The sequence below is a fragment of the Pseudomonas sp. IT-P176 genome, assembly GCF_949767245.1.
Classification (GTDB): domain Bacteria; phylum Pseudomonadota; class Gammaproteobacteria; order Pseudomonadales; family Pseudomonadaceae; genus Aquipseudomonas.
Map to the genome: position 1 here is coordinate 11907 of NZ_CATKPN010000032.1, position 25688 is coordinate 37594.

Below are 25688 nucleotides of genomic sequence, written 5' to 3' on the forward strand. Positions count from 1 at the left end.
GATCAGGCGCGGCGCAGGGCGTGGTGTTCCATGCGGTTCTGCAGGCGATACAGGTAAGCGAACCCCTGCTCCCAACGATGGTGGCCGGACTTCACGTTGATGTGTCCAGCACCTGCCAGGACGCCTGCCTCGGCGCCCCAGTTGCGCGCCAGCTCGAGGGCGCGCGGGGCGCTCACGGCAGCGTCGTTGTCAGAGCTGACGACCTGGCTGGGAAACGGCAGCAGGTGCGTGGGAATCGGTGCGAAATTGCGCAACGCCGGCACGCACGCCGGGCGCTCGACATCGGCAGGCGCCACCAGCAGGGCCCCGCGCACCTGGCGCAGCGCCTGCAAGGGTGCAGTGGCCGCCCAATGGGCAACGGTGATGCAACCCAGGCTGTGGGCGATGAGGATCACCGGCGTACTGTCGGCAGCAATGGCCTCGGCCAGCGCGGCCACCCAGTCTTCACGACGAGGGGTGAGCCAATCGGCCTGCTCGACCCGTGCGCTGTTCGGCAGACTGTTCTGCCAGTGGGTCTGCCAATGATCGTCTGGCGATCCCTGCCAGCCCGGCACAATCAGGTAGCGAATTGATTCGTTGCGCATGGGGAGCTCTCCTGTGCGTGTCTGTTCCTGATCGAGTATAGGGATGAGATTTATATTCGTTAAGGAATAAGAAGCTATTTATTAATACCCTAATAGAATATGAAAGTTTGAGAGGGTGAGGTGCGCTGGCAAGCCAGCACTTACGAGCGGGGGGGGATTGCGATAAATAAAAAAAGGGCCGCACCCTGCCAAGGAGACGGCCCTGGAAAACTGTGATGGATTAGCGCGCAGTAATCACCGAAAGCTTGGTAATACCCGCCCGTTCGATGGACGCCATGGCGCGCGCCACTTCGCCGTAGTTCACACCGTCATCGGCCTGCAACTGCACCCGCACCTCCGGGTCCTTGGCCTTGGCCGCCTGCAGGTTGAACTCCAGCAAGTCCGGTTGGATTTCATCCTTGTTGATGAACAGCTTGCCGGCGCCGTCGATGCTCACCACCAGTGGATCTTTCTGTTCCACCGGGGCGACCGCTTCGGTCTTGGGCAGGTTGATCGGAATCGCATTGGTCAGCAGCGGTGCAGTGACGATGAACACCACCAGCAACACCAGCATCACATCCACCAGCGGCGTGACGTTGATCTCACTCAGTACCTCATCGCTGTCTTGGGTAGAGAAGGCCATATCAGGACGCCTCCTTCACTTTATGCACAGCGTTCTGGGCGGTGTTCTTTTGCGCCGTCGGGTGCAGCAGCACGCGGAACGAGCTCTTCTGCGCCAGGCTGTAGAAGTCGTGGGCAAAGTCATCCAGATCGGCGGCGGTGAGCTTCAGGCGACGCAGGAAATAGTTGTAGACCAGCACCGCTGGCACGGCGACCGCGATCCCCACACCCGTCGCCACCAACGCGGCACCAATCGGTCCGGCCACGGTTTCCAAGCTTGCCGAGCCGGCGGCGCTGATGCCCTTCAAGGCCTCCATGATGCCCCACACAGTGCCGAACAGACCGATGAACGGCGAGGTGCTGCCGATACTCGCGACCACGGCCAGGCCGGTTTCCAGCGAGCGCCGTTCACGTACGATTTGCTGGCGCAAGGCGCGCTCCAGGCGGTCCTGGTGATTGATCGCCTGGCTCAGGTCCGCCGCCGGCGCTTCACCGACCTGGATCGCCGCGTAACCGGCCTGGGCCACGCGGGCAGCAGCACCGGGATGGGTCTCGCTCAGTTCAGCCGCCGAATCGAGACTGGAGGCGGCCCAGAACTGTTTATGGAATTTGCGATCCTGGGCTTTCAGGCGCGCGAACTGCACACCCTTGAGCAACGCCAGGCCCCAGGTGGCGACGGAAAAGACCACCAGCAGCCAGATCACCGCGCTTTCGATGGATTCGAGTGGAGATGCCAGTAACGTCATGATGTGTTCCCTCTGTGTAAACACTTAGCGCGAATAAGTTGCGGTTCAATGAATCTTGAAATCGATGGGCACGCTGACCCAGCCGTCCTGGGCGACATCACCCTGCTTGGCCGGCACAAAGCTCCAACGTTTCACGGCACTTAATGCCGCATCGTCGAGCTGCTGGCGGCCACTGCTTTTCTGGATCTGGATCTCCCCCGGTTTACCGCTGGCCAGTACGTGCACCCGCAACAACACCGTGCCCTCCCAACCCCGACGCTGGGCCAGCGACGGATATTCCGGTGCCGGGTTCTTCAGGTACGCGGCGTTGGCCGAGGCCGGAGTCACCGGTGCCGGCGCCGGGGGTGCAGGCGGTGCTGGCGCCGCCACCGGGGCTGCCGGTTGCGGCGGCGCAGGCGGCTGTTGCACGGCTTTTGGCACGGGCTTGGGCACCTGCTTGACCACCGGTTTGGGGATCGGCTTGGGTTTTGGCGGTGGCTTGACCGCCAGTTCATCCACCACCGGTGGCGGTGGCTCCACAACCGGCGGCGGTGCCGGTTGTGGCGGTGGCGGTTCGACCACTGGCGGCGCCGGACGCGAGAACTCGATGGTCATCGGCGGAATTTCCGGCGGCACGATCGGCAGCGCCGGCGTGGGTTGTTGATTGACCCAATAAATCACTGCGCCATGCACCAGCACTGCCAGCACCGCCAGCACAATCGCCTCACGACGGCGCAAGCTGCTCTTGGGCGTCTTTTGCAGCCGCAACTGGCCCAGAGGCGTGCGATAAGCCCGGCCGAGATCGACCAACTCACCACTTGGCGCCTGGCGCCACAACACCTCATGTGCACTGGCGGCGGTCTGGACATTGCCCATTGAATGACTCCCTACGGTCTTTTGCGAATAACCCGACAGCAGCGCCTGATTCCCCCCGCGCTAATGCCTGGAGGTGAATGATTGGCGGCAGAGGCTTATCCCTTAAAGTAATTTTTAAGGCTTCACATAGAACCGTATGGAATATAAAAAACCACGTCCAGGCGCAAAGCCACACGGTTCAAGGGCTACAGAGGAGGCGCAAAAACCCCATGCCTTGCAGGCATTGAAAATATTCGCCAAAGGCATGAAAAACGGACGCCGTTTTCGAGCGCCGCTCTATATATATTCAATTTAGATCTAATAGGTACTTATATGCTTCGTTGACGGAATAAGAGGTTGCCTTTAAAACCTCAGGCAACCCTTGTCGCAAATGCCGGCGAGCTATTTTCGGGATGCCGTAAAAGCCTATGGATCTTCGTCAGTTGCGTTACTTCATCGCCCTCAATGAGCACCGCAGTTTTGTCCGCGCCGCCGACGCCATGGGCATCACCCAGCCGGCCTTCAGCCGCAGTATCCAGGGCCTGGAGCAGGAGTTCGGTTGCGTGCTGGTGGACCGCGCCAACAAAGATCTGCGTCCCACCCCCGAGGGCCAGGTGGTATTGCAGCACGCCTTGACCCTGGTCCAGGGCGCGGCGCTGCTCAGCGCGCAAGTGACGCAGATGACCAAGCTCGATGCCGGTGAAGTGCACTTTGGCTGTGGCTCGGCGCCGGCGGTGAAACTGGTGCCGGATGCAGTGGCGCAATTCGTCAACGCGCACCCAAAAGTGCGCACCTGCTTTCAAGTGGATAACTGGGAAAAACTCAGCCGCGCGCTAAGCCGTGAAGAGATCGAATTTTTCATCGCCGACATCCGTCACTTCGAGGCCGACCCGAACTTCCAGACCCGCGCCCTGACCCCCAAGCGCGGGGTGTTTTTCTGCCGCCAGGGGCATCCGTTGCTGGCCAAGGAAAGCCTGTCGACCAATGACATGTTCGACTACCCGCTGGCGACCACACTGATCCCGCCGGGCATTCGCAAACTGTTGGCCAACCTCAGTGGCCGTACCGATTTTTCCCCGACCATCGAGACCGAGCATTTTCCGGCGCTGGTGAAGATCGTGCTGCAGTCCAACGCAATTGGCGTCGGCACCGAAGAAGCTTTTGTCGAAGACATCGCCCAGGGCTCGCTGGCGCTGTTGCACTGGCGCAACCTGGCGCAGAACATCGAAAGCATGAACGCCCGCTGCGGCATCGTCAGCCGCACCGGCTATCGCCTGTCACCGGCGGCGCGGGCCCTGATCGAAACCCTGGTGGCGGTGGATAAACAGGGCATGGCCGTGGCCGTTTGAACCGCCGATCGCGAGCAGGCGCAGCGCCGCCCGGCTCGCTCCTATGCGCCTATGGAACCACCCATCAAGCCCGCACGGTACGCACTTCTTCCCCCGCCACCTGCTCCTTGCGGGTAAACCGGTTGGCGCGGCCGAAGGTCCCGAAATCATTGAACCGCACCCCCATCTCACGCATCACCTTATGTGCCACCGGCACAGTCATCTGGCGGATGTAGAACGGCTCCTTGACCACAAAATGGTGAATGCCGTGGCTGCTGCCGAAGTTGCAGCAGAACGCTTGCATCGGCCACATCCACCACGGGTTGAGCACCTGGGTCTGCTGAATCACGTTACCGGCCTCGATATCGCCGTAATAGTGCATGTTCGAACTGACGAAGTGCAGGCAGAAGGTGCGCAGCACGTTGGGACCAATGATCACCACCACGGCGATATCGATCACCTGCATCACCGCCAGGGTGCTCGCTGACCACTCCACCGCAGTGCCCATCAGCCAGGCGAAGCCGTTGATCCCGTGAAAGCCGAGGAACACGTACCAGGCGCCCCAATGCAGCAGTGCCAGCGGCGCATAGACCTTGAGGCTGCGCTGGACAATGCTCAGCTTGTGCGCCCAGGTCTTGGCCCGCAGCATGCGGATAAAGGCCGACATCAGGTTATCGCCGACCATCAGCAACCGAGCGATGCCCCATGGCTCACCGTTGGTGATGGCGCGCTCTTCCATGTCGCTCTCGGTGCCGGATACCTTGTGGTGATTGAGGTGCAGGTGACGGCGGATCCACGGGTTGATGGTGCTCGGGCGTGCCAGCCAGACCAGTCCCATCATCAGGTTGTGCGGCAGCCGCTGCTTGCGAAAGTACATGCTGTGGATCAGGTCGTGCTCCAGCTCATGGGTCAGCGAGGCAAAAAAAGCGTTGAGCAGCAGGCACACCCACCAGGCCATGTGCCCGCTGATGTACAGCGCCGCCGAACCGACCATCCCGGCCAGGGCAAAGGCCAGGATGCCGGCGCCAAGCGCATCCTGATGCAGCAGGAGCGGGTAACGCTGGCGCAGCTCGACGCCCTTGGCGAGCACCACTTCACGAATATGCGCCGATCGTTGTTGTGCATTCAGGCGTTCGGGACTTGCAGAAGTACCGTGCATGCTTCCATCCTCTGGTTATTGATGTTCGCATCCTGCCCTGTGCGGTCGCGTTGGGCGCTAGCTGTGAACGCCAACCTGTTGACCGGAAGCGCCAATCATCATGATTGAACCCACCTCACTCGCCAGCTGGACCCGCGCCCTGCGCAAACAACTCGATGCCCTGGGCTTCGACAGCGATGTGCTGTGCCGGCAAGCCGGGCTCGACCCACAATTGATGGACGACCCCAACGCGCGGTATCCACTCTCGGCCACCACGCGCCTGTGGGAACTGGCCGTCCAGGCCAGTGGCGACCCGGCGATCGGCCTACGGGTCTCGCGGTTCGTCAGCCCGACCACTTTTCACGCACTGGGCTATGCGCTGGTGGCCAGTGGCAGCCTGCGCGAAGTGTTCGAGCGCATCGTGCGTTATCACCAGGTCGTCAGTGATGCCCTCGAACTGCACTTGAGCCGGGCTGAGGACCGCTACTGCTTCACCCTCAAAGTCCCCGCCGACAGCCCGGCGCCGGCTCCCGAAGCCCTCGATGCCTTCGCCGCGATCTATGTGCGCACCTGCCGCAACCGCCTGGGCCGCGAATACGCGCCACTGGCGGTGTACTTGCGGCGCGCGGAGCCGGCCGACCCCCATCCCTGGCACAAGGTATTCCGCGCACCGGTGTACTTCGCCGCCGAAGAGGATCGCCTGGAGTTTTCCCTGGAGGATTTCGACAGTCACCTGGACGACGCCAACCCGGAACTGGCCGAGCACAACGAGACCGTGCTCAAGCGCACCCTGGCGCAACTCAAGCCACTGACCTGGGAGCGCAAGGTTCGCGACGCCATCGAGGAGCAACTGCCCGAAGGCGAACCCAGCGCCGAACGCATCGCCCAGGCCCTGCACCTGAGCCTGCGCAGCCTGCAACGGCACCTGGCGGACGAGGGCTGTCGCTTCGACACCCTGCTCAACGAAAGCCGCGAGAACCTGGCCCTGTTGCACCTGCGCGACCCGCAGTGCTCGTTGAGCGAAATCAGTTATCTGTTGGGATTCGCCGACACCAGCAGCTTCAGCCGCGCGTTCAAGCGCTGGACCGGGATGACACCGGGGCAGTTTCGCGATGGGTTGCGCTGAAGACTGTCAGCGCCCGCGATCGCGGCGCAACAACTTGCGTACCCGTGCCACCAGCGCGCTGTGGGTGAACGGCTTGAGCAGGTAGTCATCTTCATGCAGTTCCAGGCCACGCAAACGGTCCTCGATCCCGTCCTTGGTGGTCAGGAACAGTATCGGTGTCGCACCGAGCTGGCGGATCTGTTGCAACAGTTGCCAGCCGTTCAGGCCCGGCAGCATCACGTCGAGAATGATCAGGTCATATTCAACGGTCTCGATGAAACGCCGACCGGCCATGCCGTTGTCGGCCACATCCACCGTGTAGCTGGCTTCGCTCAGGCCCTGGGCCAGCGCCTTGGCGATTTCCGGCTCGTCTTCCACTAACAGCAATCGCATGGCACACCTCGAATATTCGTCGCTACAGGCTAGGCGCCTTGGCGGCCAAAGCCCATCACTAACGCTTATTTCGGATCAACCGAGCACGTCACGGCTGCACCAGCGCGCGCAACCGCGGGGCATCGAGGATCTCGATTGCGCCGTAACCCAGGCTGAGAATGCCCTGGCTTTCCAGGTCCCGCAGGATCTGGTTGGTAGTCTGGCGCGACAGTGACAGTAGCAACGCCAGTTGCTCCTGAGGCAGTTGCAGGACTCGCCGCGCCGGCTCGATCTCGCCATAGCCATCGGCGATCATCAGCAGCCGGTGTGCCACCCGGGCCGGGGCCGCCAGCAGGGTCAATTGTTCAAGGTTGATGAAGGTCAGGCGCAGTTTGTGGCTCATCAGCAGCGCCAGTTGCCGCCAGTGCTGTGGTTGCTGATCGAGATAGGCCAGCAATGCGGCCTGTGGCAGTTGCAACAAGGTGCAGGGCCCCACCGCGTAGGCATCATGGGTGCGTGGCTGGCCGTCGAACAGGCAGATTTCACCGAACCAGTGCGGCGCTTCGATCAGGCTCAACAACGCCTCCTTGCCCTGCTCGCTCACCGCCCCCACCCGCACCGCGCCCTCCAGTACGGCGTACAGGCCACAGGGTGCATCGCCGCGACCGAACAGGCGCTGCCCCGCGGACAAGTGCCGCACGCGCGCCAGGGACAGCAAGCTATCCTGAAGACAGGATGGCAGGTGGCTGAACCACTGCCCCTGCATCAGGCATGCACGCCAGGCCGGTATTTGCATGAAGACTCCACAGTGATTGTCGTCTGGCTGACAGAGCAACGACGGGCCTCAGGGCATGATCAACATCCCTACAGGAGGAATAACAATGAAAAGCCTGGTTGACCACCTCAGTCAATACGCCGCTTACCACCGTGACCCGCGCAATATCGCCAGCCACTTTATCGGGATTCCGTTGATTGTGGTGGCCGTCGCGGTGCTGCTGTCACGGCCGTCCTGGTCGGTGGCCGGGCTCTGGCTGTCGCCGGCAGTGCTCGTGGCCCTGGCCTCGGCGTGGTTCTACCTGCGCCTGGAAGTGCGCCTGGGCGTGCTCATGACGGCGCTGCTCGGCCTGTCCGTGTGGCTGGGCCAGGTCGTCGCGGTGCAAAGCACCGGGGTGTGGCTGGGCAGCGGCATCGGGCTGTTTGTGCTGGGTTGGGTGATCCAGTTTGTCGGGCATTACTACGAAGGACGCAAACCGGCGTTTGTCGATGATGTCAGCGGGTTGATCGTCGGGCCGCTGTTCGTGGTGGCCGAACTGGCATTCCTGCTGGGCCTGCGCCATGACCTCAAGGAGCAGATCGAGCAACGGGCAGGTCCGGTGCGCAGCATGACCCACGGCCGCGCCTGAGGCGGCGCAGTTCAGCGGGCCATTCGAGCATCCAGGCAGGCCTTGAGGCTGTCACGCAAGACCGCCGCGTCGAGGGGTTTTTGCAAGACCCGGAAATGGCTCGCTGCGGTCTCTTGCTGGCACGCCTGTGAAGTGTCACCGGTAATGATGATCGCCGGCACGGTCTGATCGAGGTACTGCCGGGCGCGGCGGATCGCCTCCAGGCCGCTCATGCCGTTCAGGCGGTAGTCACTGAGGATCAGGTCCACCGCCGCCCGCCCCGTCTCGCTCGCTGCGCCATGCTGCTCACAGGCCTGCGCCACCGAGGCGCCTGCGTAGACCCTGTGGCCCCAGACTTCCAGCAAATCGCGCAGGGCCTCCAGCACGCTGGGTTCATCATCGATGATCAGAATGCCCAGGGCATTGTCCGAGCGTTGCAGCTGCGGCGCGATGGCTGGCCTGCTCGCCGGCGCCGCAAGCGGGACCCGGATCGAGAACATCGAACCACGCCCTGGCACCGAGACCAGGCGTGTTGCATGCCCCAGCAGCCGCGCGGTATGACGCACGATCGCCAGGCCCAGGCCGAGCCCTTGGCTGCGGTCGCGCTCGGGGTTATGCAACTGGACGAACTCTTCGAAAATCTGCCCGCGATACTCCGCTGCAATGCCCGGCCCGGTATCGAAGACCTGGATCTCCAGCTGCCCGCCCCGCCGCCGACAGCCCAGCAGGACGCCGCCGCCATCGGTGTAGCGAAAAGCGTTGGACAGCAGGTTATCGAGGATGCGCTTGAGCAACACCGGGTCGGTGTCGACCCAATGGTGGTTGGGGTGGATTCGCCAGTGCAACTGGCGGGTGCGGGCGATGGCCTCGAATTCGTCGCCCAGGTCGATGAACAAGCGTTCCAGCGACACTGCTTCGCGCTTCACCACCACCACGCCAGCGTCCAGCCGCGAGATGTCCAGCAAGCCGTTGAGCAGGCTACCGAGATTGCCGATCACCGCGCCCAGGCGAGCCGCTACCTCACGCGCCTTGTCGGCCCGCACAGCGCCGCGCTCAGCCAGCGCCGCCAGGCCCGCGACAAACAGGCCCAGGGCATGGATAGGTTGGCGCAAGTCATGACTGGCAGCCGCCAGGAAACGCGATTTGGCTTGATCGGCAGCCTGCGCGCGATCACGCTCCTGCTCCAGGCGGCCAACCAGTTCGACGTTTTCCAGGCGCAAGCGGATGGTCTCGCACAGTGTGCGGTAGGTGACCCGGCTGTAATACAGATTGACCCCGGCCAGGCAGGCGAGAAAGAACAGGTAGATGGTGTAGGTTTCCCCCGAATGCAGCAGGCACTGCAGGGTGACGGGCAGCAGCATGGCCACCAGCGAACCGGCGTAGGCCGGCGGGAATGCCGACAGTGAGGGCACCGCTCCACACACCAGGCCGGTCAGCACCACGCAGGTAAACGCCAGCAACTGTGGATCGCCGGCGGCAAAGCCGACCCAGCCGAGCACGCCCCAGAGCAGGCTCGACATCCACGACAGCGCCGATGCCCGCCAGGCCCACTGTTGCGCCTGGTGGTGGTCGATCCGTGGGGATTGGCTAAAGTAAGTTCGCGAGAGCAGCAGCCGGATAGCCGTCAGGCCGTACATCGCCAGGATCCAGCCAATGATCCAGCTCAAAGGCACGGCATGCCTGAACACATACGCCACCGGCAAGGGTATGACGAAGTTGGCAAACAGCACCGCGTAGGATTGTCGAAACAGCAGATCGACGAAATACTTGCGCTGGATAATCTCGGGCATGGCCAATCCCAATAAAAAGAGCGACTGAAAATGGAAGTGAAGCGCCTGAACGTCCTGATTGCCGATGACCATAGCATCGTGCGCGACGGCCTGAGATTTCTCCTGTCCACCCGCGATGATCTGCAGGTGGTCGGCGAGGCCGCCCACAGCGATGCGATCCTCAGCGTCCTGGCCCAACACCAGGTCGACCTGCTGCTCCTGGACCTGGGTATGCCGGGGGTCAACCGCCTGCAATTCATTCGCCAACTGCGCGCCGATTACCCGCGGTTGAAAATCCTCGTGCTGACCGCCAACGTCGAGTTGAGCACCATTCGCGGCGTGCTCGAAGCGGGCGTGCAGGGCTACGTCACCAAGGCCGACGAAAGCCATGAGCTGTTCGACGCCATCGATGCCATTCGCCTGAACCAGCGCTACCTGGCCGTGGCCGTGCGCTTCGCGGTGGAGGGCCATGGCAGCAGCACCCCCGACGCCCACCTGATAACCAGTGGCGGCGGCCTGACCCGCCGCGAGCAGCAGATCCTCGGCCTGGTTGCTTCGGGCCAGTCCGCGCAAGACATTGCTGACGCCCTGCACATCAGCCCGTTGACCGTGCGCAAACACCGGGAAAACCTGATGCGCAAACTCGACCTGCACAACACCGCCGAACTGGCGGTGTACGCCGTCCGCCTCGGGCTGGCTGTGGGCTGAAGCATGCTGCGTTGCCCCGCTGGATAAAATACGACAACTGCCGTATTTCACCGCCTTTCCCCCCGCCCTAACCTTGCGGCTCTGGTACTTCGCTGCTCGCACGACCTGCCCGGCCTTTCCCTCCAGCGTCTTCCAGAACCTGCCCGAAGGCATCACTCACTGGAAGAGCACCACCATGTCCCTGCATCTCTGGATTCCCTTCGCCACCGCCACCCTGGCCTTCGCCTGCATGCCAGGGCCGGCCATTCTGTACATGACCAGCCAGACCCTCGCCCACGGCCGGCGCGCCGGACTCAAGGCGGCGCTGGGTATTCACCTGGGTTGCTACGCGCACATTGCGGCAGCCACCTTCGGCTTGTCGGCGCTACTGCACGCAGCACCGATGGCGTTCGACGTGATCCGCCTGGCGGGCGCCGGCTATCTGATCTGGCTGGGGGGATCGATGATCGTCAAGAGTCGACAGGCCGCCACGACCGACACCCCGAAAGAGCCCGGGGTGCTGCGAGACAGTGTGGTGGTGGAAGTGCTCAACCCGAAAACCGCGCTGTTTTTCCTGACCTTCCTGCCGCAATTTGTCGACGTCACCGCCTCGGCACCGGTCTGGCTGCAGTTCCTGCTGCTGGGCAGCTTCGTCAATCTGGTGTTTTCCCTCGCCGACGTGGGCGCAGTGCTGGGCGCATCGCTGTTGCTCGGCCCCTTGTCCACGGCCGGCTGCCAGCGATTCGTGCCGCGTTTCAGCGGCACGATCCTGATCGGTCTGGGGTGTGTGCTGGTGCTGCAAAGCGGCTTGAAATGAACGTTGTGTAGCAGCTGTTACGGGCTGCTACAGGTTGGAGACTTTTTGCCAGACCTTGGGTTTGAAGAACAGGGTCTCGCCCTTGGCCAGGCCGGTCAGGCTGTCGTGGTCCTTGACCACTTCAGCCTCGATCAACTCACTCTGGCCTTCCACCTTCAAGGTCACCCGGGTGGTGGCGCCCAGGGGGCGAATGTCGCGGACTTCGGCGGCGTGATGGTCTTCCAGTTCATGGCGCGACAGCGACACTTCGTGGGGACGGAACAGCACGTGGTTGTCTTCACCCAGGTGCAGGCGGTTCGAGTCGCCGAGGAAGTGATAGACAAAATCGCTGGCCGGATTTTCGTAGACCTCACCCGGTGAGCCGATCTGCTCGATCACGCCCTTGTTCATCACCACGATTCGATCGGCGACTTCCATCGCCTCTTCCTGGTCGTGGGTAACGAATACCGAGGTCAGGTTGATGTCTTCGTGCAAGCGGGCCAGCCAGCGCCGCAGTTCCTTGCGGACCTTGGCATCCAGGGCCCCGAACGGCTCGTCGAGCAACAGCACCTTGGGTTCCACCGCCAAAGCGCGAGCCAGGGCGATCCGTTGGCGTTGCCCCCCGGACAACTGCTCCGGATAGCGATCCGACAGCCAATCCAGTTGCACCATGTTCAACAGTTCATGGACCTTGGCGGCGATCTGGCTTTCGCTCGGGCGCTGGTTCTTCGGTTTCATCCGCAGGCCGAACGCGACGTTGTCGAACACCGTCATGTGGCGAAACAGCGCGTAGTGCTGGAACACAAAACCGACGTTGCGATCGCGCACATCATGGCCGGAGACGTCTTCGCCGTGGAACACGATGTTGCCCTGGTCCGGGGTTTCCAGCCCGGCGATGATCCGCAGCAGGGTGGTCTTGCCACAGCCGGACGGGCCGAGCAAAGCCACCAGCTCGCCGCTCTGAATGTCCAGGCTGATATTGTCCAGCGCCTTGAACGCGTTGAAATTCTTGCTGACGTTACGCACTTCGATCGACATGAATTATTCCTCCGCGGCGCTGGCGCGCAGGCGGTTAATACGGTTTTCGCTCCACTGCTTGAGCAGCAGGATGAAGAGCGCCAGGATCAGCAACAGGCTCGCAACGGCAAACGCGGCGACGTGGTTGTACTCGTTGTAGAGGATCTCGACGTGCAACGGCAAGGTGTTGGTCACCCCGCGAATGTGCCCGGAAACCACCGACACCGCACCGAACTCGCCCATCGCCCGCGCGGTACACAGCACCACGCCGTAGATCAGGCCCCACTTGATGTTCGGCACGGTGACATGCCAGAACATCTGCCAGCCGTTGGCGCCCAGCAAGCGCGCGGCTTCCTCTTCCTGCGTGCCCTGCTCCTGCATCAGCGGGATCAGCTCACGCGCGACAAAGGGCACGGTGACGAAGATTGTCGCCAGCACGATGCCCGGCAAGGCAAAGACGATCTGGATGTCATGGTCCTGCAGCCACGGCCCGAACAGGCCCTGGGCGCCAAACATCAGCACATAGACCAGGCCGGCGATCACTGGCGACACCGAGAACGGCAAGTCGATCAGGGTCACCAGCATGCTCTTGCCACGGAACGAGTACTTGCTCACGCACCAGGCGGCACTGACGCCGAACACCAGGTTCAACGGCACCGAGATCAGTACCGCGATCACCGTGAGTTTCAGGGCGGACAAGGCGTCGGGCTCGAAGATCGCAGCGAAGAACGCGCCCAGGCCAAGTTTCAGGCCCTGGGACACCACGATGAACAGGGGCAGCAACAGGAACAGGGCGAAGATCAGCCAGCCGAGGACGATCAGGATCCGTCGTGAGCTGGCGCTGCCACGACGGGCAGCGTTGGCCGAGGAAGCGGCGCTAATAGACGATTGGGACATGGTTCGCGCCTCCTTATGGGGTTTCGATGCGCCGCTGCAACAAGTTGATCAGCAGCAACAGGACAAAGGAAACCACCAGCATCAACACGCCAATGGAGGTGGCGCCGGTGTAATCGTACTGGTCGAGCTTGACCATGATCAGCAGCGGCAGGATTTCGGTTTTCATCGGCATGTTACCGGCAATGAAAATCACCGAGCCGTACTCCCCGACACCCCGGGCAAATGCCAGGGCGAAACCGGTCAACCAGGCGGGCAACAAGGCCGGCAGCAGGATGTAGCGGAACACTTGCAAGGGCTTGGCCCCCAGGCATGCCGCCGCTTCTTCGATTTCACGCGGGATATCGGCCAATACCGGCTGTACTGTACGTACCACGAACGGAAGGGTCACGAACGTCAGGGCAAGGGTGATGCCCAGGGGGGTATAGGCAATCTTGAATCCCATGTCCGCTGCAAACTGACCCACCAAGCCATTGGGTGCGTACAGCGCCGTGAGCGCGATACCGGCCACCGCAGTGGGCAAGGCGAAGGGCAGGTCGATCATCGCATCGATGATTTTGCGTCCCGGGAAGGTGTAACGCACCAGCACCCAGGCCAGCAGCGTGCCGATGATGCCGTTGATGATCGCGGCACACAGCGCCGTGCCAAAGCTCAGTTGCAACGCCGCCAGCACCCGCGGTGCGGTGATGATGGTCCAGAACTGCTCCCAGGTAAGTTGAGCGGCGTGGACGAACATCGCCGCCAGGGGTATGAGCACAATCAGGCTGAGGTACACCAAGGTGTAGCCCAGCGTCAGCCCGAAGCCGGGTATGACGGGGGAGATACGACGCGACATAAAAGTCCTTGGTCAAGAACACAACAAAGCCCCGAAGGTAAATCCGGGGCTCGTTGATAGCAATTTAAGATTACTGTGCCTGGTAAATCTGGTCGAACACACCGCCATCATTGAAGAACTTTGGCTGGGCGGTTTTCCAGCCACCGAAGTCCTTGTCGATGGTTACCAGCTCCAGGGTCGGGAACTGCTTGGCGTACTTGGCAGACACGTCCTTGTCACGTGGACGATAGAAGTTCTTCGCCGCTATTTCCTGGCCTGCCGGGCTATACAGGTGCTTGAGGTAGGCTTCGGCGATCTGTTCGTTGCCTTTTTTCTCGGCGTTCTTGTCGACCACCGCGACCGGCGGCTCGGCGAGGATCGACAGCGAAGGCACGACGATTTCAAACTTGTCTGCGCCGCCATCTTCCTTGAGCGCCAGGAAGGCTTCGTTTTCCCAGGCCAGCAACACGTCACCCTGACCGTTGTTGACGAAGGTGATGGTCGAGCCGCGAGCACCGGTATCGAGCACCGGCACGTGCTTGAACAGGGTCTGTACGTATTCCTTGGCCTTGGCTTCGTCGCCACCATTGGCCTTGAGACCGTAGGCCCAGGCTGCCAGGAAGTTCCAGCGGGCGCCGCCAGAGGTTTTGGGATTCGGGGTGATGACTTCAACACCGGTCTTGGTCAGGTCGCCCCAGTCCTTGATGCCTTTGGGGTTGCCCTTGCGCACCAGGAACACGATGGTCGAGGTGTAGGGAGTGCTGGCCTCGGGTAGACGCTTCTGCCAGTCAACAGGCAGGGTCTTGCCCAACTTGGCGATTTCGTCGATGTCACCGGCCAGCGCCAGGGTCACCACGTCGGCCCGCAGACCATCGATCACCGCCCGCCCCTGCTTGCCGGAGCCACCATGGGACTGCTGGATCTTGACGTTGTCGCCGGCATGCTCCTTCTTCCAGAAGTTGATGAACTCTGCGTTGTAGTCCTGATACAGCTCACGCGTCGGGTCGTACGAAACGTTCAGCAACTCGTAATCCTTGGCAACCGCGGAACCGGCAAAAATGGCACTGGCCAGAGCGGCCAAAGCGTAACGGCGAATCGACGACATGGTGGAGCTCCTGAAATTTTTGGTGTTGGCTGTTCTTATGGATTTCTGGAAACGGGTTGCCAGCGACGCCTCAGCTCGGCTTGTTGCTCGGGTTCTGCAGGCGGAATTTTTCCTTGCGCTCGATCTGAACCACTTGGGCGTTGTGCACGGTGATCTCTACCGCACCAAAGCGCAGATCGCGCAGGGCGCTCTGGATCTCGCGCAAGATGGTGGCTTCGTCATGGCCGTCAACGCTACGTAGGGATGCGCTCATGGTGCTGCTCCTGAAATGAGAAGTGCCTCGCAGTGGCGGCACTGCTTGTGGCGTGAGAGCAATAGTAGATAGCCGTGGATATTCTTAAAAATACTATTTAAGAATGTTTATATAACTGAAAAGTATTTTTCGCCCAGACAAGGGCTTGCGTGGACTTCACGGTTTTGCCTGCCGTGATTTGGACAGAGGGTGCAGATACTTGCTCACGCTGGGCTGCAGCGCAGCCCTTGGATGAAGCACCACCGCCTTAGCGGATCAGTGGTGCCCGCGCCCAATCCAGTTCGTCTGCCGGCATGGGTCGCCCATACCAGTAGCCCTGGCCCAGGTCACAGCCGTGATCGAGTAAAAACGCCGCCTGTTCGACGTGCTCGATGCCTTCGGCGTGCACCTGCATGCCCATGCTTTGCGCCAGGGCGATGATCACCCGCACGATAGCGGCATCGTCATCATCCCAGGGCAGTCCGGCGACAAAACCCTGGTCGATCTTGAGCTTCTGCACCGGCAGGCGCTTGAGCCGCAACAGCGACGAATAGCCGGTCCCGAAGTCGTCGATGGCCAGGCGCACCCCCAACTCGCGTAGCCGGTGCATCTGCTCCAGGGCCACTTCCGGGTCGCCCATCACCGCGCTTTCCGTCACTTCCAGCTCCAGGCAGGCCGGATCCAACCCGGTGTCATGCAGCACCTGGGCGACGCGCTGATACAGCTCGCGTCGGGCGAACAGGCGGCTCGACACGTTCACCGCAATGAATGACAACGCCACGCCAGCTTGCTGCCACGCGCACATCTGTTGACACGCCTGACGCATCACCCAGGCGTCGATGTCCGCGATCAGCCCGGTGCGCTCGGCAATCGGGATGAACTCGCTCGGCGGCACCAGGCCACGCTGCGGGTGCTGCCAGCGCACCAGTGCCTCGACGCCGATCAAGCGGCTGCACTGCAGGTCGTGCACGGGCTGGTAGTAGACCCGCAGCTCCTGCTGCTCCAGCGCCCGGCGCAGCTCGAAGGCGGTCTCGACCCGATGTTGGGCATGGGCCGTCAATTCCTCGGTGTACAAGGCATAGTCGTTACGCCCGGCGCTCTTGGCCTTGAACAATGCCGAATCGGCATTGCGCAGCAACTGCTCGGCGCTCTGCGCGTCGCTGGGGAACAGGCTGATGCCGACACTGGCATTGATGAACAACTGATCGGCGTCGATCACGAAGGGCTCTTTCAGGCCGTCGATGATCCGTTGCGCCAGCGCCGCGGCCTGGACCAGTTGCCCACAGCTCTCCACCAGCACAGCAAACTCGTCGCCCCCCAGGCGCGCCAGGGTCACGCCGGGGCCGAACATCTCGCGCAAGCGCGAAGCCACCGCCTTGAGCAGGCGATCGCCGACGTTGTGCCCCAGGCTGTCGTTGATCATCTTGAAATGATCGAGGTCGATCATCAGCAAGGCACAGCCGCGCTTGTGGATTTGCGCCGACGCCAGCGCCTGTTCGACACGATCGCCGAACAGCAGGCGATTGGGCAGGTCGGTCAGCGGGTCGTGATGCGCCAGGTGCTTGAGCTCGTGCTCGGAATCCTTGATCGCGCTGATATCGGAAAACACCGCCACGTAGTGGCTGAGCTGACCGCAGTCGTCACGGATCACCCGGATGGTTTGCCACTGGGGGAAAATCTCGCCGCTTTTGCGCCGGTTCCAGATCTCACCGCTCCACTGACCACCACGCCCGAGATCCTGAAACATCTTCTTATAAAAATCCGGCGGGTGATGACCGGACTTGAACAGGCTGGGCGTACGCCCCAGCACCTCGTCGGGCTGGTAACCGGTGATTTCCATGAAGGCGCGATTGACGTGGACAATCTTGCGCTGGCGATCGGTCACCAACACGCCTTCATGGGTGCAATCGAACACCGCCTGCGCCTGGCGCAATTGCGCACGGTCCTCAGTGCCCCGGCCCAACGCGGCTCCCCGACCGAGAAAACCCGGCCAGCGCCCACGCACCAGGACAATCAAGCCAGCACTGAGCAGCACCCAGACGTAACCGTTGATCAGTTGCCAGCGGGCTAGATGAGCGGAATCATCGAACAAATTGCTCAATAAACAACCAGTAATCCCCAACCACACGCAGGAAATCACCAGGTAAAGCAGCGCTGCACGCAATGCATCGCGATAAAAGGCAGGCATCCGGCCGTCCATGTCCCTACAAAAGTTCGGAATTATAGAATAAAGAAACATCCCGCCACTCTTATCTGAAAGGGTGACTGGTTTTATCTGTGTCCTGAGTGATAATGCGCGGGCTATTTTTTTCTTTATCGAGGGCCATATAGCCTATGTGGTACGAAGGTTTACTCGGCTTGTCGGCCTGGCAACTGGTGGCAGTCACCCTGTTAATGACCCACATCACCATCGTGGGTGTCACGGTTTACCTGCATCGTTACTCGGCCCATCGCTCTCTTGAGCTGAATGCCGGCCTGAAACACTTCTTCCGCTTCTGGCTGTGGCTGACCACGGCGCAGAACACCCGCGAGTGGACCGCTATCCACCGCAAGCACCACGCCAAGTGCGAAACCGTCGATGATCCCCACAGTCCGGTCATCAAGGGCCTGTCCACGGTCCTGCGCAAAGGTGCCGAGCTGTACCGCGCCGAAGCCGAGAACCCCGAGACCCTGCGCATCTACGGCAAGAACTGCCCCGAAGACTGGATCGAACGCAACCTGTACAGCCGCTACCCGTTGCTGGGCGTGGCACTCATGGGAGTGATCGACCTGCTGCTGTTCGGCACCATCGGCATCACCATCTGGGCGATCCAGATGATGTGGATCCCGTTCTGGGCCGCCGGCGTGATCAACGGCCTGGGCCATGCGATCGGCTACCGCAACTTCGAATGTCGCGACGCGGCGACCAACCTGGTGCCATGGGGCATCCTGGTGGGCGGCGAAGAGCTGCACAACAACCACCACACCTACCCCAACTCGGCCAAGTTGTCGGTGAAAAAGTGGGAGTTCGACCTCGGCTGGGCCTGGATCCAGCTGTTCAGTTTCCTGCGCCTGGCCAAGGTGCAGCGCGTTGCGCCCATTGCCCACCGCGTCGAAGGCAAGGGCAACCTGGACATGGACACCGCCATGGCGATTCTCAACAATCGTTTCCAGATCATGGCCCAGTACCGCAAGCTGGTGATCGGCCCGTTGGTCAAGCAAGAGCTGGAAAAGGTCGACCATTCGGTACGCCACCAATTCCATCGCGCCAAGCGCCTGCTCTCGCGGGAAACCAGCCTGCTGGATGAAAAGCATCACCTGCGCATCCAGACCATGCTCGAGCACAGCCAGGCACTGAAGGTCATCTACGAAAAACGCCTGGCCCTGCAGCAGATCTGGGTCAAGACCAGTTCCAACGGCCACGACATGCTGGCGGCCATCAAGGACTGGATCCACGAAGCCGAGGCCAGCGGGATTCAATCCCTGCGCGACTTCGCCCACCAGCTCAAGACCTACTCCCTGCGTCCGGCGTAAAGCCCCAAACCATAGATGTGGGAGCGCCGCCCGGCCCGCTCCCACAGGGCCTGCGCCAGATCAGGTCTTGCGCAGGCGCATCAGTTCCGGCAAACCGATCTTGAGCAAGCGTGCCGTTCGGCTTTTCGCCAGCTCCTCGACGCCCTCATGCTCCGTCAGGCGGGCCAACTGGGCGGCCATGTTCATCACCAGGGCTTCCCTGGAGTAAACCCCACCACCAAGCCGATAGACCGCGGCAATCAGCTCTCGCAGCTCCAGCGGCAGCCGCCAGCGGGTGCGCAGCGCCGAACCGTAGGCCGCTGCAAACGTCACCAGCGCCTCACCCACCTCCTGCTCGTCATCCAACTCGCCACCGGCCTGCTTCCACTCCTGCAGGCAGCGCAACAACGCCAGGTCCCCCAGGCAATGGAGCATGCCGGCGCAGTAGCAGCGTTCCTGATCCAGATCGAGCAACCGCGCGAGCGTGCGGCCGTACTCAGCAGTGTGCAGCGACAGCTCCCAGTAGCGCTCGGCGTAGTCGGCCAGGCACGGGTCGCTCAACTTCGCACTGCGCTTGAGAGCAAGGCCCAGCACCAGGTTCATGCTTTGCCCGGTACCAAGACGCTGCAGGGCCTGGGACAAGGTCTGCACTCCCTCGCCCAGGTGCTGTGCAGCGCTGTTGGCCGCGGCGATCAGGACGGCGGTGATCTGCGGGTCCGTGCGCACCTCTTCTTCCAGCAACCTCAAGTCGAGGCCATTGGGATTCAGGCTGCGCTTGACCGCCAGTTGCACATCGGTCAGCAAGGGCGCGCCGTCTGCCAACTCACGCCGACGCTCCAGGAAGGTCGCCAGGGTCATACCTGGGGCCAGCGCCGGCACATCGCAGGAGACCGTCTGCCCGGCGCTCAGCAACAGGCCCTGCAGGCGAAGCGTCAGGCCCTGCATGTTCAGCGGCTTGGTCAGGTACGCCGTGGGCGCCAGCGGGATCGCCTCGCGCACGCTGGCACTGTCGTTGCGGTGACTCATCAGAATAAACGGCAACGGCGGATGACGGCGGCGCTGGCGCACACTGCGCAACAAACCCAGGCCATCGACTCCCGGCAGCTCGCCATCGGCAATTACCAGGTCGTAGGGTTGCTCGGCCAGCAGTTGCAGGGCCTGCTGGCCGTCGGCACACAGGTCCAGCCGTGCGTCGCAGCGCACGTTCAATAACACCTGTTTGAGCAGGTCCCGCGACCAGGGATCGGCTTCGGCAATCAGCACGCGCGGCACGGCAGGTAAATCAACAGCGCTCATCAGGACACTCCGGGGCAATCCTTGCACCTTAGACAATGCTGCTGATTCGATACAGGCCAAAAGCCAGCGATGTGTAGGCAAAGATAAAAAAAACCCGCCGAGGCGGGTTTTTTGTGGACCAGGTCACACTCGGTGATCAGAGCTCGGAGAAGCACTCTTCGATAATCGCCAGGCCTTTGTCCAGTTGCTCGTCCGGCGAAGTCAGCGGTACCAGCACGCGCAGTACGTTGCCGTAGGTGCCGCAGGACAGCAGGATCAAGCCCTTGTCGCGCGCCTTGGCCACGACCGCAGCAACGGCAGCGGCGTTAGGCTTGTGGGTGTCGCCGTCGTCGAACAGCTCGACCGCGATCATCGCGCCCAGGGCACGCACTTCACCGATCACCGGGTACTTGGCCTGGATGGCCTTGAGGCCAGTCACCAGACGCTCGCCGACTGCCTTGCAGCGGTCCAGCAGGTGCTCTTCTTCGAACACTTCCATCACGGCCAGGGCCGCGGCGCAAGCGATCGGGCTACCGGCGTAGGTGCCGCCCAGGCCGCCTGGCGCGATGGCATCCATGTATTCGGCCTTGCCGCACACACCGGCCAGCGGGAAGCCGCCAGCAATGGATTTGGCGAAGGTGGTCAGGTCGGCAGCAACGCCCATCTGTTCCATGGCGAAGAAGGTGCCGGTACGGCCAGCGCCGGTTTGCACTTCATCAGCGATCAGCAGGATGCCGTGCTTGTCGCACAGCTCGCGCAGACGAGCCATGAATGCTTTCGGCGCGACGTAGAAACCGCCTTCGCCCTGCACTGGCTCGATGATGATGGCAGCGATGTCACGCGGCTCGGCATCGTTCTTGAAGATGCGTTCGATGCTGGCGATCGAGTCGTCGATGCTCACACCGTGCAGTTCGTTCGGGTACAAGGCGCGGAACACGCCGCCTGGCATCAGGCCCATGCCGGCCGAGTAAGGCACGACCTTACCGGTCAGGCCCAGGGTCATCATGGTGCGGCCGTGGTACGCGCCGGTGAAGGCGATCACGCCAGCACGTCCGGTGGCGGCACGGGCGATTTTCACGGCGTTTTCCACCGCTTCGGAACCGGTGGTGACCAGCAGGGTTTTCTTGGCGAAATCGCCTGGAACCTTGGCGTTCACTTTTTCGCACACTTCAACGTACGGTTCGTAGGCCAGTACCTGGAAGCAGGTGTGAGTCAGTTTGTTCAGTTGCTCGGTCACTGCCGCGATGATTTTCGGGTGCACGTGACCGGTGTTCAGCACGGCGATACCGCCGGCGAAGTCGATGAACTCGCGACCTTCAACGTCGGTCACGGTAGCGTTCTTCGCGGACTCGGCGAAGATCGGGTGAATCTGGCCAACGCCGCGTGGTACAGCGGATTCGCGGCGTTTCATCAAAGAAGCGTTGGTCTTGCTCATAGTGTCCTCATTCACCGCTCATCGGGCGGCGTGGTTCAAGGAAAATGCGGCGGGGAGGCAACTGGGCAGCATGCGATGATCGACTGCCGCAGCTTTCCCGGCCACAGAGAAAATTGCGTGTGTTGCACGCAAAGGGACAGCGCTCTCGTGCCCTTTGCGTTTCAAGCAATGCCTTGCCGGGCTTAGCTCTTGGAGCTTAGATGCCCAGGCAGAGGTATTTGATTTCCAGGTAGTCTTCGATGCCGTACTTGGAGCCTTCACGGCCCAGGCCCGAGGCCTTGATGCCGCCAAATGGCGCGACTTCGTTGGAGATCAGCCCGGTGTTGACGCCGACCATACCGTATTCCAGGGCTTCAGCCACACGGAACACACGACCCAGGTCGCGAGCATAGAAGTACGAGGCCAGGCCGAACTCGGTGTCGTTGGACATCGCGATCACTTCGGCTTCGTCTTTGAAGCGGAACAGCGGCGCCAATGGACCGAAGGTTTCTTCCTTGGCCACGGCAGCGTTCTTCGGCACGTTGGTCAGGATGGTCGGCTCGAAGAAGTTGCCTTCCATGACCTTGCCACCGGCCAGGACTGTGGCGCCTTTGGCGATCGCGTCAGCGATGTGCTCCTGGACCTTGGCCACGGCCTTGCCATCGATCAGCGGACCCGTGGTGGTGCCTTCTTCCAGACCGTTGCCGATCTTGAGCTTGGCCACGGCCACTTTCAGCTTCTCGGCGAACGCGTCGTAGACCGAATCCTGAATGTACAGGCGGTTGGCGCAGACGCAGGTCTGGCCATTGTTGCGGTACTTGGAAATGATCGCGCCTTCGACGGCCTTATCCAGGTCCGCGTCGTCGAACACGATGAACGGTGCGTTGCCGCCCAGTTCCAGGGACACTTTCTTGATGTCCTTGGCGCACTCAGCCATCAACTGGCGACCGATTTCGGTCGAGCCGGTGAAGGACAACTTGCGCACGATCGGGTTGCTGGTCAGTTCGCTGCCGATATCGCCGGCGCTGCCGGAAACCACGCTGAACACACCGGCAGGAATGCCGGCACGCTGGGCCAGTTCAGCCAGCGCGAATGCCGAGAAAGGCGTTTGCGAAGCTGGCTTGAGCACCATTGTGCAACCAGCGGCCAGTGCCGGGCCAGCTTTGCGGGTGATCATCGCGGCCGGGAAGTTCCACGGGGTAATGGCAGCGGTCACGCCGATTGGCTGCTTGATCACGATCAAGCGCTTGTCTGGCTGGTGGCCTGGAATCACGTCACCGTAGATGCGCTTGGCTTCTTCGGCGAACCATTCGATGAAAGAGGCGGCGTAGACGATTTCGCCCTTGGCTTCGGCCAATGGCTTGCCCTGCTCGAGGGTCATCAGGCGAGCCAGGTCGTCCTGGTTTTCGATAATCAGTTCAAACCAGCGACGCAGCTTGTTCGCGCGGTCCTTGGCGGTCAGTGCACGCCAGGCCGGCAGCGCTTTGTCTGCAGCTTCAATCGCACGACGAGTTTCGGCCGCGCCCATTTTCGGCACGGTGCCCAGAATTTCGCCCGTTGCCGGGTTGTTGACGTTGATCGTCTGACCATTGTCCGCATCAACCCAAGCGCCATCAATGAAGGCTTGCTGGCGGAACAACAGGGTGTCTTTAAGCTGCATGTCGGCTTTCCTTAACAGCACCGCGCGCGCGCGGAGCGAATTATGATTGTAGAAAGGCGCCTTGAAGGCTGCCGTCAGGGAAATCATTCACCGGGCTGAAGCACATAAATAACGCACTGATTGAAACTCGTGCGGTTCAGCACCCAGACAAGAGCGTTTGAAATCTCAAACGAATCCTAGGATCAAAGGGGGTAAAGGACAATAGGTTGTTCGAAAAAAAGAACGAAAAGCCCGTTTAACCCAAGGTTTTCTGATCAACGTCGCGAACACCCTCTTAACCGGCAGAAAACATCAGGCTATTCAGCAGCATGGACGCACGCTGTGCTTATGAGTATTATGGCGCCCGCATTGCACCAGTAGCTCAGCTGGATAGAGTACTGCCCTCCGAAGGCAGGGGTCGTGGGTTCGAATCCCGCCTGGTGCACCATATAAAACGAAAGGCCCGGGTGAAAACCCGGGCCTTTTGTTGTTTCAGGCATCCACTTCGTCGCCAGGGCTCGGCGCCCCATACCTGGAATTGTGCACCAGTTGTTCGACGAAGAACTCCACGTGCCCGCCAGGGTGAGCCGGCAGAGGCCAGGCGTTGATCTTTTGCGCAATGTCGCGAAAGGCGTTGGCAAACCGGGAACGTGGATACGCTTCGACCACCACCTGTCGCTTGCGTACAGCCCTGGGCACTGACTCGTCGTTGGGCACCGCGCCCAGGTAGTGCAAGTGCACGTCGAGAAGCCGATCGGTGACCTTTTCCAGCTCGGCAAACAGCTTGCGCCCTTCCCGTGCATTTGCCGACTTATTGGCCAGCACGCGAAAGCGGTGAATGCCGTATTGCTGATGAAGCAATTGAATCAGGTTACAAGTGCCACGAATCGCCGCGGGCTCATCACACGCCACCACTATCACTTCCTGGGCGGCACGCAGAAAACTCATCACCGTCTCACCGATACCGGCCGCCGTATCGATGACCAGGACATCCAGTTCGTCGCCAATACTGCTGAAGGCATGGATCAGCGCATGAAATTGTGCCGGTTGCAGGTGGGCCAGGTCCGGCGAACCGGAACTTGCCGCAGCGATACGGATACCTCCTGGGCCCCGTACCAGCGCATCCGCCAGCTCGCAACGCCCGGCAAGGACATCCGCCAGACGGTACCTGGGTGTCAGCCCCAGCAAGGCATCGATGCTGGCCAGCCCGAGGTCGGCATCCAGCAATACCACCCGCCGACCGGCTCTCGCCAACGCCAGGGACAGATTGACCGCCACCGTGGTCTTGCCAACGCCACCCTTGCCGCCACTCACGGCAATAACGCGCACACGATGCACACTATTCATCTATTTTTCTCTTGCACACGCCTTGTGCACCCGCCCGTCAAAAAACAGTGCCTGACACGCGCAGGCCAAAAAACCTGGCCAACGCGGCCCTACGCCGAAGGTTATGAATGCTTAATATCAGTATGTTGGTAACCATCTACTGAACTGCCGAAGTACGCCGTGAGAAACCGACGGTTAAAAAACGGCGAAACTTGCGCGGTGCAGTTAATGCCATGACGCAACACTACCTGACGAGAGAGATCACTCGATTACTGCGCCAATCAGTTAGGCCGAAGTACAGCGCTACAAGCCCATTACTCGCCTGTTAGTCCGCACAGCGCCGTCCACCTCCGACACCCAAACAGCTGCGTCGGTCAGCACCGGGCAGAAAATAAAACAACCCGTCGAAGCGACGTCAATCGTACAGGCTCCCGCCACACGAAAAGTTTCTTACTTAGACCAAATTATAGTTATTACTAAAGCATTAGCCTATGCTGATTTCATCCGAAAGGATGATCACCCCAGCCCCCTTACTATCCGACTAATACAATGATAATAAGATGTGTGCTGCATTATAACGTCAGCCCAAGAAGCCTTTTCCAGAGCCAAAAATTCGAGCGGGCAAAGCCATGATATTTTTTTCCCGGCAAAGTAGAAAAAGTTCATCAGTTGAATTAGAGTCCCTAGTGAGCTTTGGCGCTGCCTGCTAAAGCCTTATCTTTTATCGGGAATTGGAGAGCCGACCGCTACAGCAGTAATAGCGGCGGAAGAGAAGGATCGCAAATGCATAAGAAAACCGCGCGCCTAACTATACTGATTGATCTTCCGACTAAAAAGAAATTAGAGGATCTCTCTGAGACTGTCGATCTAACCGTGTCGCAGATTCTCAGAAAATTAATCAAGAACCACCTGAGCGAGTTCGACCAACCGATCAGCTTTTCGCCGGAAGAAATAACCCGCGACGACGCTTTTCCGCTCAACTAGAACGAAAGTACCGGTATCCGTGTGACGTAGTTCACATTCGCGTCACTTATTACACCGCCGCTCTTGCCGGACGCGGGAAAACTGCATGGATTCAGTTGGGTTCGATTATCGAACACAATAATGCTAGCCCCCCCAGAATTCTGTCTTCATCTGAC

General features: G+C 61.1%; 25 protein-coding genes and 1 tRNA gene. 8 read left to right on the top strand and 18 right to left on the bottom strand.

Translation table 11 applies throughout. The annotated features are described in order from the left end of the window. Positions 1 to 2: 2 nt before the first annotated feature. The 4 genes from ACM6IP_RS04865 to ACM6IP_RS04880 all read right to left on the bottom strand — a co-directional run bounded on the left by ACM6IP_RS04865 (position 3) and on the right by ACM6IP_RS04880 (position 2785). Entirely contained in the window at positions 3 to 584 is a 582-nt protein-coding gene (locus ACM6IP_RS04865) for an alpha/beta hydrolase (protein WP_095170639.1), read from the bottom strand. Positions 585 to 804: 220 nt separating this feature from the next. Beyond that, positions 805 to 1206 (bottom strand): ExbD/TolR family protein, encoded by a 402-nt coding sequence (locus ACM6IP_RS04870; RefSeq protein WP_034148436.1) that lies wholly within the window; start codon positions 1204 to 1206, stop codon positions 805 to 807. Between the two features lies 1 nt (position 1207). Further along, positions 1208 to 1930 (bottom strand): MotA/TolQ/ExbB proton channel family protein, encoded by a 723-nt coding sequence (locus tag ACM6IP_RS04875; RefSeq protein WP_095170640.1) that lies wholly within the window; start codon positions 1928 to 1930, stop codon positions 1208 to 1210. A gap of 45 nt (positions 1931 to 1975) precedes the next feature. After that, on the bottom strand, positions 1976 to 2785 hold the full coding sequence (locus ACM6IP_RS04880) for an energy transducer TonB (protein WP_414861061.1): 810 nt from the start codon (positions 2783 to 2785) through the stop codon (positions 1976 to 1978). Between the two features lie 407 nt (positions 2786 to 3192). Between ACM6IP_RS04880 and ACM6IP_RS04885 the strand changes: the two genes are divergently transcribed. Further along, positions 3193 to 4113 carry a LysR family transcriptional regulator gene (locus tag ACM6IP_RS04885; RefSeq protein WP_414861062.1) on the top strand — a complete coding sequence of 307 codons (921 nt, stop codon included), beginning with the start codon at positions 3193 to 3195 and terminating at the stop codon, positions 4111 to 4113. Between the two features lie 64 nt (positions 4114 to 4177). Here ACM6IP_RS04885 and ACM6IP_RS04890 read toward each other — a convergent pair whose 3' ends face one another. Next, complete coding sequence (locus ACM6IP_RS04890) at positions 4178 to 5251, bottom strand: fatty acid desaturase (RefSeq protein ID WP_414861063.1); 1074 nt, start codon at positions 5249 to 5251, stop codon at positions 4178 to 4180. Positions 5252 to 5351: 100 nt separating this feature from the next. Here ACM6IP_RS04890 and ACM6IP_RS04895 point away from each other — a divergent pair, with 100 nt between their 5' ends. Beyond that, positions 5352 to 6356: an AraC family transcriptional regulator gene (locus ACM6IP_RS04895; protein ID WP_095170662.1), complete on the top strand. Its 1005-nt coding sequence runs from the start codon at positions 5352 to 5354 to the stop codon at positions 6354 to 6356. Positions 6357 to 6362: 6 nt separating this feature from the next. On the opposite strand, the gene ACM6IP_RS04900 is transcribed toward ACM6IP_RS04895, so the two are convergent. Then, on the bottom strand, positions 6363 to 6728 hold the full coding sequence (locus ACM6IP_RS04900; protein ID WP_159993098.1) for a response regulator: 366 nt from the start codon (positions 6726 to 6728) through the stop codon (positions 6363 to 6365). Between the two features lie 88 nt (positions 6729 to 6816). Then, positions 6817 to 7503, bottom strand: coding sequence for a Crp/Fnr family transcriptional regulator (locus ACM6IP_RS04905; RefSeq protein ID WP_159993096.1), 687 nt, complete (start codon positions 7501 to 7503; stop codon positions 6817 to 6819). Between the two features lie 85 nt (positions 7504 to 7588). On the opposite strand from ACM6IP_RS04905, the gene ACM6IP_RS04910 reads away from it, so the two are divergent. Next, positions 7589 to 8110: a DUF962 domain-containing protein gene (locus ACM6IP_RS04910; protein WP_095170667.1), complete on the top strand. Its 522-nt coding sequence runs from the start codon at positions 7589 to 7591 to the stop codon at positions 8108 to 8110. 11 nt (positions 8111 to 8121) lie between these two features. On the opposite strand, the gene ACM6IP_RS04915 is transcribed toward ACM6IP_RS04910, so the two are convergent. Then, on the bottom strand, positions 8122 to 9879 hold the full coding sequence (locus tag ACM6IP_RS04915) for an ATP-binding protein (protein WP_414861064.1): 1758 nt from the start codon (positions 9877 to 9879) through the stop codon (positions 8122 to 8124). Between the two features lie 30 nt (positions 9880 to 9909). On the opposite strand from ACM6IP_RS04915, the gene ACM6IP_RS04920 reads away from it, so the two are divergent. Both ACM6IP_RS04920 and ACM6IP_RS04925 read left to right on the top strand, forming a co-directional pair. Beyond that, positions 9910 to 10566 (top strand): response regulator, encoded by a 657-nt coding sequence (locus ACM6IP_RS04920; RefSeq protein ID WP_414861065.1) that lies wholly within the window; start codon positions 9910 to 9912, stop codon positions 10564 to 10566. A 175-nt stretch (positions 10567 to 10741) separates the two neighbouring features. Next, on the top strand, positions 10742 to 11362 hold the full coding sequence (locus tag ACM6IP_RS04925) for a LysE family translocator (RefSeq protein ID WP_095170671.1): 621 nt from the start codon (positions 10742 to 10744) through the stop codon (positions 11360 to 11362). Between the two features lie 27 nt (positions 11363 to 11389). On the opposite strand, the gene ACM6IP_RS04930 is transcribed toward ACM6IP_RS04925, so the two are convergent. The 6 genes from ACM6IP_RS04930 to dibA all read right to left on the bottom strand — a co-directional run bounded on the left by ACM6IP_RS04930 (position 11390) and on the right by dibA (position 17591). Beyond that, a complete protein-coding gene (locus ACM6IP_RS04930) occupies positions 11390 to 12379 on the bottom strand; it encodes a sulfate/molybdate ABC transporter ATP-binding protein (protein WP_095170673.1) in 990 nt (329 codons plus the stop codon). Between the two features lie 3 nt (positions 12380 to 12382). Beyond that, positions 12383 to 13255: a sulfate ABC transporter permease subunit CysW gene (cysW, locus tag ACM6IP_RS04935; protein ID WP_159993088.1), complete on the bottom strand. Its 873-nt coding sequence runs from the start codon at positions 13253 to 13255 to the stop codon at positions 12383 to 12385. Positions 13256 to 13268: 13 nt separating this feature from the next. Then, positions 13269 to 14087 (bottom strand): sulfate ABC transporter permease subunit CysT, encoded by an 819-nt coding sequence (gene cysT / locus ACM6IP_RS04940; protein WP_095170677.1) that lies wholly within the window; start codon positions 14085 to 14087, stop codon positions 13269 to 13271. 70 nt (positions 14088 to 14157) lie between these two features. Further along, positions 14158 to 15171, bottom strand: coding sequence for a sulfate ABC transporter substrate-binding protein (locus ACM6IP_RS04945; protein ID WP_414861066.1), 1014 nt, complete (start codon positions 15169 to 15171; stop codon positions 14158 to 14160). 70 nt (positions 15172 to 15241) lie between these two features. Further along, complete coding sequence (gene oscA / locus ACM6IP_RS04950; protein ID WP_095170681.1) at positions 15242 to 15424, bottom strand: sulfur starvation response protein OscA; 183 nt, start codon at positions 15422 to 15424, stop codon at positions 15242 to 15244. Positions 15425 to 15671: 247 nt separating this feature from the next. Further along, positions 15672 to 17591 carry a phosphodiesterase DibA gene (dibA, locus tag ACM6IP_RS04955; protein ID WP_414861067.1) on the bottom strand — a complete coding sequence of 640 codons (1920 nt, stop codon included), beginning with the start codon at positions 17589 to 17591 and terminating at the stop codon, positions 15672 to 15674. Between the two features lie 146 nt (positions 17592 to 17737). Between dibA and desA the strand changes: the two genes are divergently transcribed. Beyond that, positions 17738 to 18916 carry a delta-9 fatty acid desaturase DesA gene (gene desA, locus ACM6IP_RS04960; protein WP_095170685.1) on the top strand — a complete coding sequence of 393 codons (1179 nt, stop codon included), beginning with the start codon at positions 17738 to 17740 and terminating at the stop codon, positions 18914 to 18916. A gap of 60 nt (positions 18917 to 18976) precedes the next feature. On the opposite strand, the gene ACM6IP_RS04965 is transcribed toward desA, so the two are convergent. The 3 genes from ACM6IP_RS04965 to gabD all read right to left on the bottom strand — a co-directional run bounded on the left by ACM6IP_RS04965 (position 18977) and on the right by gabD (position 23244). Then, on the bottom strand, positions 18977 to 20191 hold the full coding sequence (locus tag ACM6IP_RS04965; protein WP_414861068.1) for an HDOD domain-containing protein: 1215 nt from the start codon (positions 20189 to 20191) through the stop codon (positions 18977 to 18979). Between the two features lie 136 nt (positions 20192 to 20327). After that, the gene (gene gabT, locus ACM6IP_RS04970; protein ID WP_159993082.1) at positions 20328 to 21605 is read right to left on the bottom strand and encodes a 4-aminobutyrate--2-oxoglutarate transaminase; all 1278 of its coding nucleotides are present in this window, start codon (positions 21603 to 21605) and stop codon (positions 20328 to 20330) included. 196 nt (positions 21606 to 21801) lie between these two features. Then, on the bottom strand, positions 21802 to 23244 hold the full coding sequence (gene gabD / locus ACM6IP_RS04975) for an NADP-dependent succinate-semialdehyde dehydrogenase (protein ID WP_095170691.1): 1443 nt from the start codon (positions 23242 to 23244) through the stop codon (positions 21802 to 21804). Positions 23245 to 23594: 350 nt separating this feature from the next. Between gabD and ACM6IP_RS04980 the strand changes: the two genes are divergently transcribed. Further along, positions 23595 to 23671, top strand: a tRNA-Arg gene (locus ACM6IP_RS04980). 44 nt (positions 23672 to 23715) lie between these two features. Here ACM6IP_RS04980 and ACM6IP_RS04985 read toward each other — a convergent pair. After that, positions 23716 to 24570: a MinD/ParA family protein gene (locus ACM6IP_RS04985; protein WP_401126524.1), complete on the bottom strand. Its 855-nt coding sequence runs from the start codon at positions 24568 to 24570 to the stop codon at positions 23716 to 23718. Positions 24571 to 25332: 762 nt separating this feature from the next. Between ACM6IP_RS04985 and ACM6IP_RS04990 the strand changes: the two genes are divergently transcribed. Further along, entirely contained in the window at positions 25333 to 25533 is a 201-nt protein-coding gene (locus ACM6IP_RS04990) for a hypothetical protein (protein WP_095170694.1), read from the top strand. Positions 25534 to 25688 lie beyond the last annotated feature (155 nt).